Raw genomic sequence first — 11,412 nt, forward strand, 5'->3', positions numbered from 1 at the left:
GTTTATCAAGACAGCATTCCCTTTTTAGAGGTAGCCTCTTCGCCTAGCGCCAAACAAAAGGCGCTGGTGGTGGAGGGAAACGAGCAGCCCGCGCTCACCTTTTGGCATCATTGCCCGGATGAATTGTGTAGCAAGCAAGATTTTGAACAGACCTTGGCGGTGAGTACCGCAAAGCATATCACGCAAATGCTCAACCAATCGGTGGCGGGCAATAGTTATTTGCAAACTCCGTCCGGCCGAGCCGACATTCAGCCGCACAATATCGCCGTGTTGGTGCGCACCGGCCGCGAGGCACAGCTGGTCAAGCAAGCACTGGCCGAAAAAGGCGTGGCGTCTGTGTATCTTTCTAACCGTGATAATGTGTTCGCCAGCCCCGTCGCCAGCGATATTGAGCGCATTTTAGTGGCGGTGATGCAGCCTGAAAACGAGCGTAAGTTGCGGGCAGCGCTAGCCAGCCACTTATTTGGCCTGACCGCCGAGCAGCTGGCATTACTCAATCAAGACGAAGCCTTGTGGGAGCAAGAGGTGGTGGCCTTTAGCCATTACCGTGATACTTGGCAGCGCCGTGGGGTGATGCCGATGCTTCGCCAAGTCGCCAGTGCCCGCCAAGTGGCAGAAAACTGGTTGGCGATGCCGCAAGGCGAGCGCCGTGTGACCGACTTTTTGCATATCGCGGAGTTGCTGCAAAGTGCCAGCCAGCAACTGGACAACCCACACGCGCTGATCCGCTGGCTACAAGAGCGGATGGCCGAGCCGGCTCAACAATCGGAAGAGCAGCAGGTGCGGTTGGAGTCGGAGCGTGATTTGGTGCAAATCGTCACCATCCATAAATCGAAAGGCTTGGAATACGATCTGGTTTACTTGCCGTTTGCCTGTCAGTATCGCGAAAGCAGCCAACCTTTTTATCATGATGAACAGTATCAGCCGGTGCTGGCGCTGGATAATGTCGATGAAGGCAAAGAGCGCGCTGAAAAAGAGCGGTTGGCTGAAGATATCCGCTTGTTGTATGTGGCGGTGACGCGCGCCGTGTATGGGTGTTTTATCGGCTGTGCGCCCCTTAAACAAGGTAACAGTCGGCAAAAAGACTCGGCCTTGCACTTAACGGCCCTCGGTTATTTGCTCCAGCATGGAGAAGTCGGTGATGCTAGCCTGCTGGCCGAGAGTTTAGCTGGGTTGGCGAGCGCGAGCGATGCGGTGGCTGTGGTTGCGCCACCGGAGCCGGATGATAGCCGTTATGCCCCTGAAACGGGCGCCCACGAGGCGCTAACCGCGCGTCAGTTTGACGGCAAGATTGACCGTCAGTGGCGCTTAACCAGTTACTCAGGGCTGTTAAAACAGAGCCATCATGTCAGCGCCTTGCCCACATTAGCCAGTTACGACTTGGACGCGGACGATGACCTCGCCGGCGAGGAGACGCCGGATGTGGCGGTGGATCCTTGGTCGGTTTTTGCGTTTCCCAAAGGCGCGCGAGCCGGTACCTTTTTACACACCTTATTTGAAGAGGTGGACTTTACCGCTGATTTGATGAGTGAAGAGGTCGCTGAGCTTATTACCCATCACCTTAGCTTGGAAAACTATGATCCGCAGTGGTGCCCGATATTGCAGCAGTGGATGACTCAGGTATTGAAGCACCCGCTTAATGAACAAGGGCTGAGGCTGAACCAAATTGACAACGCCAGTCGATTAACGGAGATGGAGTTCGTGATGCCTTTGGCCGCACTGGACTGCCAGCGACTGAACCGACTCGCCGCACGATATGATGCACTGTCTGCCCGCGCTGGCCAGCTCTCCTTTGAGACGGCGCGCGGGATGCTAAAAGGCTTTATCGATTTAACCTTCCGCGCTGACGGCAAGTATTACGTGCTGGATTGGAAGTCGAACCATTTAGGGGACAGTGTGGCCGATTACCATCCTGAGGCGCTCAAAGAGGCGATGATCGCGCACCGATACGACTTTCAGTACCAGATCTATACCTTGGCGCTGCACCGCTTTTTGCGCCAGCGGATCCCCGATTATGATTACGACACCCATGTGGGAGGCGTGTTTTATTTCTTTTTACGGGGCGCCAGTGATAGCGGCGAAACCGGCGTATTCGCGCACCGTCCCGATAAGGCACTGATTGACGCCTTGGACAACCTGTTTGCTGGAGAGTCGTTATGAAACAAGCATTAATGGCACTTTACCAGCGCGGGGAATTGCGAGCGATTGATGTGCAATTTGCTTGTTTGATGGGCGAAGAAGAAAACCAATTAGATAAGGCTGCTATCACGGTATGGGCGGCGCTGCTGAGTCGCGAAGTGGGCAAAGGCCATGTCTGCCTTGATTTGCACCAGTGGCAGCCACCCAGTGATGTCGCTTGGCAGCCTTTATTGGCGCACATTGATAGCCAAGCGCCAAGCGAGCAATTGGCGCAGGCCTCAGTGGTGTCCGATGGTACGCAGGCGACGCCCTTGGTGCTTGCCGGACACCGACTGTATTTGCATCGTTACTGGCATGCCGAGCAGCAAGTGGCCGGGCATATTCGCCAGCGTTTGACGGCGCTGCCGGTACCGGATGAGGCCAGACAAACCCTAGATAATTTATTTGCCGCCTCACAGGCAGAGATAGACTGGCAAAAAGTGGCGGCAGCCACCGCGTTGACCCAGCCTTTTGCGGTGATTTCAGGGGGCCCGGGCACGGGTAAAACCACCACCGTCGCCCGTTTGTTGGCGGCGCTGGTGGCGTCGCACCACGCCGAGCGTACAACGTCTGCTGCGCTCACCATCAAGCTGGTCGCTCCGACCGGCAAAGCGGCCAACCGATTGACTGAATCACTAGGACGGGCGATTGCCGCCTTGCCTGTTGATCATGACGTGAAAGCGGCGCTGCCGACCCAAGCCAGTACCATTCACCGATTATTAGGGGCGATTCCGCAGCGAGTCGCGTTTCGCCATCATAAAAATAATCCCGTCCATGCGGATGTGTTGATTGTCGATGAAGCCTCGATGGTGGACTTGCCCTTGATGGCACAGCTGTTCGATGCCTTGGCGCCCTCAACACGCATTATTTTGCTGGGGGATAAAGATCAGCTTGCCTCTGTGGAAGCGGGGGCGGTGCTAGGCGATATTTGTCAGTACGCCGAGGCGGGCTATCCAGCGGCGCAAGCAGCGCGTTTAAGCCAACTGACAGGCTTTGACGTACCCGAAAACCCGCACGCGCCAGCGATTGCCAGTGCTTTGTGTTTATTGCGCAAAAGTTATCGCTTTGATGCCCAATCCGGCATCGGTCAGCTCGCCTTTGCGGTGAACCGAGGAGAGATGGCCGAGGTGGGGGCGGTGTTAAAACGCGGCTATGGCGATATTGCCCACCATGTGTTGAGTGATGACAGCTATCAGACCCTGATGCTTCAAGCGGTGGCGGGGTATCGCGACTACCTAACGGCACTCGATCATTCGACGCTCGAAAATCAGCGGCCCATGGCCGACGTGCTGAGTGCCTTTAGCCAATTTCGATTGTTATGCGCATTGACCGAAGGTCCATTTGGCGTCGCTGGCCTCAACCAAGCGATTGAACAGCATTTGGCGTCGGCGGGGCTGATAGCTAAAGAGCGTGACACCTGGTATCACGGCCGGCCGATCATGATTATGCAAAACGATCATGCCCTGGGGTTGTATAACGGTGACATTGGCATTGCGGTGCAGCAAGCGGGGATCACCCGGGTGGCGTTTGAAACCCACGATGGCGAGGTGCGCTATTTGCTTGCCAGCCGTCTGCCCGCCCATCAAACCGCGTTTGCGATGACGGTGCATAAATCACAGGGCTCGGAGTTTGCGCACACAGTCCTGGTATGTCCGCCCACCATTTCACCGGTGATCACCCGCGAGCTGATTTACACCGGCATCACGCGGGCGAAGCACCAGCTTGATCTTTACGCGTCTTGGCCGGTGCTGCGCCACGGTGTGGACGCACGCACCGCAAGGTATAGTGGTTTGCCGGATGCCTTGTTGGCGCCCTTATAATGGCGAGGTCAGCTAAAGCGCTAAGGTTAGTACCTTAGACCGGCGCTGATAGTTGTACAGCTCTTGGCGGGTGTTGGGGAGCGCCGAGACATCGGAAAGCAAAAAGCCTTGCTCCAAAAACCAATGCAAACTGTGGGTGGTGAGCACAAAAATCGTTTCAAGCCCTTTGGCTTTGGCGCGTTGCTTGAGGTGATTGAGGAGCATGACGCCGCGGTCGCCATCACGATAGTCTGGATGAATGGCGACACATGCCATCTCGCCGGTGCGCGCTTCACTAAACGGGTAGAGGGCGGCGCAGCCTATCACTAACCCATCCCGTTCGATGATGGTAAAGCGTGGGATTTCTTGCTCCAATTGTTCTCGCGAGCGGCGCACCAGGATCCCTTGTTGCTCCAACGGTCGGATTAAATCCAAGATCCCACCGATATCGTCAATCTCAGCTTGGCGCACTTTTTCGGCACGCTCCATCACGATCTGGGTGCCGATCCCTTCAATCGAGAACAGCTCTTGGATCAAGGCGCCGTCTTTTTTATAGCTAATCAAATGACTGCGAGTGACTCCCGCGCGACACGCAGCAATCGCGCCCCGTAAAAAGCGACTGGTGCCAGAGCCAGTATCGCCAGCGGCTTCTCTCGCTTCTAGAAGTGGCTGGGCTTGCGTGGGCAGTAACTCAGAAATCACTTCATTGTCTGGGTTTAAGACCCCTTGTTCGGAGCAAAAGCCAATCAACTTGTCTGCGCGTAACCGAATTGCGACTTGAGTCGCCACTTCTTCGGAGGTGAGGTTAAAGCATTCCCCTGTCACTGAACTGGCTACTGGCCCCATCAGCACAATCGCGTTTTGATCCAGTTGGCGTTGAATACCGTCGGTATCAATACGGCGAATTTTGCCACTGTGACAATAATCAATCCCCTCGTCGACACCCAACGGTTGCGCGATAATAAAATTGCCACTGATCACATTAATCTGAGCACCCGCCATTGGGGTGTTGTTGAGCCCCATGGATAAACGCGCGGTGATGTCGAGCTGCACTTGGCCGGCGGCTTGTTTGACCACTTCAAGCGCGTGGCTGTCGGTGATGCGTATTCCTTTGTGATAAGGCGTTTCCAGTCCGTACTGATTGAGCGCGCGATTGATTTGCGGGCGGGCACCAAACACCAATACTAGCTTCATGCCAAGGCTATTGAGTAGCGCGATATCATTGACGATATTTTTAAAGTTCTCATCCGCCATCGCCTCGCCACCCAGCATGATCACCGCGGTTTTATCTCGGTGAGCATTTACATAAGGTGCAGATTGGCGAAATCCTTTAACCAGTGCGGTACTTCTTATCTTCACGCGCATACCCGTTTATTTATTCACTTTATATGCCTTTTTATTCTTTTTTAGGTCTGAGTGTCAAGTCCTGTGCGGTGTCAGTGCGCATGTGAAACGATAAGAATTAGCTCCCATACTCGATGTTGGCCGATGAAGCGAGATCACAATCTGGCGTTCAGCGTCTAAAGTAAAGTGATGAGTCAGTTATGCTGGAATAAAAAGCACTGAGGGGTAAGCGCGTGCGAAAAACGAAACAAGTGGTTCTATTAGTTCTATTTATATTATTTGGTGGAACGGGATTTTTAGTGGCGACCCAGCCTGCAATTTTTGCGCCTGACGTGACGCAAACCGATTTGTATGGCGAATGGGTTGAAACAGAGGTCGCGCCCTATGCAGCTGATCGTTTTGAAGTCCGCAAAGACGGTATCTATACCAATGGCAGCCGGGTTACGACGAGTTATCAGTTTGATGGTGATAAGCTAAGTTATTCGATTGGTACGCAAACGTACGTGTATCGTGTCGAAAACAAAAGTACCTTAGAACKCTTATCGCCCGCGCATTACACGTCTTTTTTTGCGAAAGACGACTAGATGTTGGCATCCAATGGAGTTATTAGGTTACGACGGCACGAGTAGGGGCGCCCAGAAACTCTCCGAGTAGGCACAAGGATGCAGAGTGCTCAGATCGTGATTAATATTTCACAGACTCTATTGTCGACAATAACTCATTGACCGAGCATTGCTTGGTGGCTACTCGGCGTAAAAGATCGGCAGTTTCCGAGTCGCCACCTAGGCAACGCTGAATACTGGTATTGATCACATTATGGGTACAACCTTCACTGGCCATCATGCGGATCCATTGATATTCCACCGCATCGCTATCAAGTAACGTCGAACGCCCAACTTTCAAGTCCATGGTAATCATTACTCCTTTTTTGTTGCATTTTCTATGCATTTTTGTTTCATGCATAGTACATAACAATTATATGACAGTTTGATGAATGACCAAGCAGTTACTAGGATAATCTGAATGACATCACAATTGAACTGTATTATTTTGCAGGCATTTACAGTCTGATAATGATAAGTGATTGCCAAATTCATCGCTTTTTGCGAGCCTTAGCGCTACAAACTAACTGATTGGATGATGGTGTGAAAAAAGCGTTAGTCGTGATGGCGTGTGTGGCGGTACTAGCAGGGTGTGTTAGGCCGACTGATCGTGGTCAGCAGTATCGAGATGGGCGGTTTGAACGTATTTTAACCCCAGTATCTCAGGTGGTGTCGGAAAGTCCGCGCGACTTTAGTTTATTTCAGGAGCAGCTTGCAGAAGTAGAAGCAAAATCTCCCTCGTTAGTGGTCAAGCATCAAGCGGTATACCAGCGCTTGCAGGCATGGCTGGACGCAGGAGGCAATGTGGACACGCTCGCTGAGTTTGGCCTGAGTGTCAACCAAATGGGCGGTGGCGATGATTTCGGTAACGTGATGTTTACCGGTTATTTCTCACCCGTGATTGAAATGCGCCATCAACCCGATGCCTTATTCCGTTATCCAGTTTATGCCAAACCGCCTTGTAATGAAGACTGCCCTGATCGTCAAGCGATTTATGACGGTGCTTTAGAAGGGTTAGGTTTGGCGTTGGGTTACAGCGCATCTCGCATCGATAACTTTATTATGGAAGTGCAGGGCAGTGGTTTTGTCCATTTTGGTGACAATGATCAGCTCGAGTATTTTGCCTACGGCGGTAAAAACGGTCATCCGTACGTCAGTATTGGTAAGGTATTAATTGAAAATGGTGAGGTAGCCAGAGAGGATATGTCGTTACGGGCGATTCAAGATTGGGTCGCGGCACACGATGAAGAAGAGGTTCGGACCTTACTGGAACACAACCCGTCGTATGTGTTCTTTACGCCCAAAGCGGCGGATCCTGTCAGTGGGACGGCGGGGATCCCGTTAAAAGCGGGCGCCTCTGTGGCGGCGGATCGACGTTACTTACCTATGGGCAGTGTATTACTTGCTGAAGTGCCACAGCTTGATGACCAGGGTAAATGGACGGGAGAGCATGTGCTCAAGCTTTTAATGGCGTTGGATACCGGTGGGGCAGTGAAAGAAAATCACCTGGATTTATACCATGGCATGGGTAATAAAGCAGGCGAGCAAGCCGGTCATTACAAACACTTTGGTCGGGTTTGGAAACTGGAACCGTTAGCGCCACAAATGGTGAATCAGCCCTAACGGCTAAGATTAAGGCTCATCCTTGAAGCAATAAAAAAGCGAGCGTTTGACGCTCGCTTTTGCATTTAAGCTAACGAAGTATGATTACTCAATTAAACCCGCTTCACGATAGTAGCGTGCTGCGCCTGGGTGCAGGGGAGCAGACAGACCATCTTTTACCATTTCTTCTTTCTTCAAGTTGGCAAAGGCTGGATGTAAGCGACGGAAATCATCGAAGTTCTCAAACACCGCTTTCACGACGTTGTAAATGACGTCTTCAGAGACTTGGCTTGAGGATACAAACGTAGCACCCACACCAAAGGTCGTCACATCATTATCGTTACCCCGGTACATACCACCTGGCAATATCGCTTGACGATAATAATCGCGCTCGCTGATCAACTGTTTAGCCGCATCGTTAGCGACTTCAACCAATACGCTATCACACGCAGTCGTTGYCTCTTGGATCGCACCACTCGGGTGGCCTACGGCATAAACCATGGCGTCAATTTTATTGTCACAGAGGGCTTTTGATTGCTCAGACGCTTTCAGCTCGGAAATTTGRCCGAACTTATCCATGTCCCAACCCATTTGATCCATCAATACTTCGATGGTGCCACGCTGACCTGACCCTGGATTACCAATGTTAACGCGCTTGCCTTCGAGGTCATCAAAGGTTTTTACGTTTGCATCAGCACGAGCGACCACGGTAAAAGGTTCTGGGTGGATAGAGAAAACCGCGCGCAGATCTTTAAATTCGCCTTGATCTTCAAACTTGCTGGTGCCTTTGTAGGCATGATATTGCCAGTCGGATTGTGCGATCCCCATATCGAGCTCGCCAGCACGAATGGTATTGATGTTGTAGATAGAACCGCCTGTACTCTCTACAGAGCAGCGAATGCCGTGGTCATCTTTACTTTTGTTAACCAGACGACAAATTGCACCGCCCGTCGGGTAATAAACACCCGTCACACCGCCAGTACCAATGGTTACAAACTGATTGGCTTGAGCCGTTGCTGCGGTTCCTAGTGCAGCGGAAAAGCTGAGCGCAATCAGAGTCGGTTTCATCGCTTTCATGCTTAAGATTCCTTTTTAAGTTAGAGGTTGCTATCCGGGCGCACCCTCGAAGATGGTATGACACTCGATGTAAATATGACAATAACGTGTCACCGCGCTATTTTTTCAATCTTTTAACAATATTTGCAAGCAATAGTATTGGGTTAAAACGATTGGGTCATGGTTTGTCTTAGTGCTTGTACAGGTTTAGTACAATATCCCAGGTTTTCCAGTGTGTTGCGCAAATTTGTGATCTGTGATGCGTTATCGTGTGCCTGGCTTTGATCGATGTGTTGGGTGTTGTTTTCAAAGCCGATTCGAACGTCACCGCCCAGTGTCGCGGCTGTCGTTAAGCAGCGACTTTCATGACATCCAAATGCGCAGACAGACCAAGGAATAGTGCCATCGGCGTGAAGCGCATGATACATGGCGGCGACATCTTCGGGCATACCTCGGGGTGGAGTCCGATCTCGCCCTGCAACAAAAAGCAAGTGATGACCTCGTGAGGGTAAAATACCTTGTTCGCGCAGCGTGTAGTAGCGTGCCAGTTCTCTGGGGTGATAGAGAATAAACTGACTATAGATCCGAGCTTCAACCGTCCAAGCAAAAAAATCTGTTACCGCTTTGCTTGGAGGCTGATGATCAGGGATAAGCTCTCGTAGCGCAAAGGAAGCGGCTTCGGGTTTGACGGCTTTAATCAGCGCCATTTGTTGCTGGGGGGAATAGCGGCCTACGGCTTCGGTGGTGAGTTGAATCACCATACGATCACCGACGGCATCTATTACTTGCTGATATAGCGCTTGGTTTAGCGCGGGATCAAGGCTATGGGCTCCCTGTTGATCGCGGGCGTGGATGTGGGCCATGGTTGCGCCTGCCTCGGCGCATTCGTGCAGGCAGTGAATAAGCTGTTCGCCGGTGATAGGCACACGCGGATGGTGCACGGGCTGTAAGTACGCACCATTGGGGGCAACCATGATCGTCCTTGCGTCTCGCATTCTTTTCCCTCGCTTCTGAATCTGTCGTTATTGGTGAGGCAAGCACATCTCTAATGTCAGTGCTAGCTTGTCGGTGATGGCCGCGATATGAGTTGATTCAATAATATACGGCGGTGCGAGTAAGATGTGATGCCCCTGCCTACCATCAATAGTACCGCCCATGGGATAACACATGAGTCCGTTATGCATGGCGGTTTTTTTTATCGTTTGATGGAGCGTAAGTTCAGGCGAAAAGGGACGCTTGCTGGTTTTGTCTGCCACCAGCTCCAACGCTAAAAATAGCCCACGTCCGCGAATGTCACCGACAAAAGGGTGAGAATCAAACTGATGGTGTAACGCCGATTTAAGCGCCTTTCCTTGCTGCTCAGCGGCGTCAACTAATTCTTCTTGCTCAAGTGTGGTGAGTGTTGCTAAGGCAGCGGCACATGCCGTTGGATGAGCCATGAAGGTGTGGCCATGTTGGAAAAAGCCTGACCCAGATGCAATTGCTTCATAGAGATGATCCGAGACCAAGGTGGCGCCAATGGGCTGATAACCAGCAGCCAGTCCTTTAGCGATGGCGACAATATCCGGAACGACGCCTTCATGTTCAAAAGCGAAAAAGCGACCGGTGCGCCCCGTGCCGCACATGACTTCATCGAGGATCAGCAAAATATTGTACTGATCGCAAATTGCGCGAATACGAGAAAAATATCCCGCTTCCGCAGTCAATGCACCGGCTGTCGCGCCCACCACAGGTTCTGCGATAAACCCAATGACGGTTTCCGGCCCTTTTTCTAACAGCATGGCTTCAAGCTCGTTGGCCACCCGCTGACCATACTCGTAAGCGGTCTCATCGGGACGTTGATCGCGATAGGCGTAACAAGGGGCAATCAAACTGGTATCCATCAACAACGGGGCAAAGGGGGCGCGTCGCCATGCGTTGCCACCCACGGACAGCGCCCCGAGTGTATTACCATGGTAGCTTTGGCGGCGTGCGATAAAATGTTGTCGTTGGGGTTCACCGACTTCCACCCAGTACTGGCGAGCGAGTTTTAGCGCGGTTTCCATCGCTTCCGATCCACCACTGACTAAATAAGCGTGATTTATCGAGGGAGGCGCAAGGTCGGCCAACATCTTGGCGAGCGCTTCACTGCTTTCTGAGGTAAAAAAGCCGGTATGCGCATAGGGAATCGCATCAAGCTGACGGTGGATAGCGTCTAATACGGCAGGGTGGTTGTGCCCAAGGCAAGAGACGGCTGCGCCTCCGCATGCATCGAGATACTCGTTACCTTGAGTGTCGATTAAGTACATCCCATTACCACTGGCAATGGTAGGGGGAAGATGATGACAGTGACGGTGAAAGACATGACTCATACGAGGGCCTCAATGCAAGCGTGATAACTCAGTATGGTGAACTTGTGTTTTAAACCGCAAAGGATATATTTTCACCAGGTATGCAAAAAAGGAATGAGATGATGAATGTGCGTTTGCCGTCGATGCGTTCGCTTCAAACATTGATTGCGGTGGCTCAAACAGGAAGTTTTTCAGAAGCCGCGAAGGTATTGCATGTCAGCCAAAGTACGGTGAGCAAGCAAATACAGCAGCTCGAAGAAGGAATTGGTCAACCACTCTTTGAGCGACATGCTGGGGGAGTATGACTCAACAGAGTCGGAGAGCCTTATTTAACTATGATATCGGCCAGCGTCAATGATATCGCCAATGCCACGGCGCAAGCACGTCAGCAAAGTGCAAGGCATGAGTCCGTCAGCTTATTGGTGCCGCCCTCGTTTGCTAGCCTTTGGTTAATTCCTCAGCTGCCAGCGTTTAAATCGCAGCATCCTGATATTTCTGTGG

10 protein-coding genes are annotated in these 11,412 nt (G+C 51.9%); 5 read left to right on the forward strand and 5 right to left on the reverse strand.

Annotated features, from left to right (window positions below; all coding sequences use genetic code 11):
* Together BZG79_RS06290 and recD are read left to right on the forward strand one after the other, a co-directional pair.
* A partial coding sequence (locus BZG79_RS06290; RefSeq protein WP_199877579.1) for a 3'-5' exonuclease occupies positions 1-2,160 on the forward strand: 2,160 nt, incomplete at its 5' end.
* On the forward strand, positions 2,157-3,998 hold the full coding sequence (gene recD, locus BZG79_RS06295) for an exodeoxyribonuclease V subunit alpha (protein WP_077773981.1): 1,842 nt from the start codon (positions 2,157-2,159) through the stop codon (positions 3,996-3,998). The genes BZG79_RS06290 and recD, both read left to right, overlap by 4 nt.
* A 12-nt stretch (positions 3,999-4,010) precedes the next feature.
* Here the strand turns inward: recD and argA are convergent, their stop codons facing one another.
* Positions 4,011-5,336: an amino-acid N-acetyltransferase gene (gene argA / locus BZG79_RS06300; RefSeq protein WP_199877581.1), complete on the reverse strand. Its 1,326-nt coding sequence runs from the start codon at positions 5,334-5,336 to the stop codon at positions 4,011-4,013.
* Between the two features lie 218 nt (positions 5,337-5,554).
* On the opposite strand from argA, the gene BZG79_RS06305 reads away from it, so the two are divergent.
* Positions 5,555-5,905, forward strand: coding sequence for a DUF2850 domain-containing protein (locus BZG79_RS06305; RefSeq protein WP_077773983.1), 351 nt, complete (start codon positions 5,555-5,557; stop codon positions 5,903-5,905).
* A gap of 100 nt (positions 5,906-6,005) precedes the next feature.
* On the opposite strand, the gene BZG79_RS06310 is transcribed toward BZG79_RS06305, so the two are convergent.
* The gene (locus BZG79_RS06310; protein ID WP_025744513.1) at positions 6,006-6,230 is read right to left on the reverse strand and encodes a hypothetical protein; all 225 of its coding nucleotides are present in this window, start codon (positions 6,228-6,230) and stop codon (positions 6,006-6,008) included.
* 236 nt (positions 6,231-6,466) lie between these two features.
* Between BZG79_RS06310 and mltA the strand changes: the two genes are divergently transcribed.
* Positions 6,467-7,546 (forward strand): murein transglycosylase A, encoded by a 1,080-nt coding sequence (gene mltA / locus BZG79_RS06315; protein ID WP_077773984.1) that lies wholly within the window; start codon positions 6,467-6,469, stop codon positions 7,544-7,546.
* A gap of 84 nt (positions 7,547-7,630) precedes the next feature.
* Here mltA and BZG79_RS06320 read toward each other — a convergent pair whose 3' ends face one another.
* The 3 genes from BZG79_RS06320 to BZG79_RS06330 form a co-directional block, all read right to left on the reverse strand.
* The gene (locus BZG79_RS06320; RefSeq protein ID WP_077773985.1) at positions 7,631-8,602 is read right to left on the reverse strand and encodes a TAXI family TRAP transporter solute-binding subunit; all 972 of its coding nucleotides are present in this window, start codon (positions 8,600-8,602) and stop codon (positions 7,631-7,633) included.
* Between the two features lie 143 nt (positions 8,603-8,745).
* The gene (locus BZG79_RS06325) at positions 8,746-9,555 is read right to left on the reverse strand and encodes a 3-keto-5-aminohexanoate cleavage protein (RefSeq protein WP_199877582.1); all 810 of its coding nucleotides are present in this window, start codon (positions 9,553-9,555) and stop codon (positions 8,746-8,748) included.
* Positions 9,556-9,603: 48 nt separating this feature from the next.
* A complete protein-coding gene (locus BZG79_RS06330) occupies positions 9,604-10,932 on the reverse strand; it encodes an aspartate aminotransferase family protein (RefSeq protein WP_077773987.1) in 1,329 nt (442 codons plus the stop codon).
* A 98-nt stretch (positions 10,933-11,030) separates the two neighbouring features.
* Between BZG79_RS06330 and BZG79_RS06335 the strand changes: the two genes are divergently transcribed.
* The gene (locus BZG79_RS06335; protein ID WP_199877583.1) at positions 11,031-11,216 is read left to right on the forward strand and encodes a LysR family transcriptional regulator; all 186 of its coding nucleotides are present in this window, start codon (positions 11,031-11,033) and stop codon (positions 11,214-11,216) included.
* The last annotated feature ends 196 nt before the right edge of the window (positions 11,217-11,412 follow it).

Origin of the sequence: Salinivibrio sp. MA427, from assembly GCF_001996115.1 — a bacterium.
Classification (GTDB): domain Bacteria; phylum Pseudomonadota; class Gammaproteobacteria; order Enterobacterales; family Vibrionaceae; genus Salinivibrio; species Salinivibrio costicola.

Excerpts from the sequence above, each read along its gene's own strand:
- recD (WP_077773981.1), top strand. The coding sequence starts at position 2,157 with ATGAAACAAGCATTAATGGCACTTTACCAGCGCGGGGAATTGCGAGCG.
- BZG79_RS06335 (WP_199877583.1), top strand. The coding sequence starts at position 11,031 with ATGATGAATGTGCGTTTGCCGTCGATGCGTTCGCTTCAAACATTGATT.
- BZG79_RS06310 (WP_025744513.1), bottom strand. The coding sequence starts at position 6,230 with ATGGACTTGAAAGTTGGGCGTTCGACGTTACTTGATAGCGATGCGGTG.
- BZG79_RS06330 (WP_077773987.1), bottom strand. The coding sequence starts at position 10,932 with ATGAGTCATGTCTTTCACCGTCACTGTCATCATCTTCCCCCTACCATT.
- BZG79_RS06325 (WP_199877582.1), bottom strand. The coding sequence starts at position 9,555 with ATGGTTGCCCCCAATGGTGCGTACTTACAGCCCGTGCACCATCCGCGT.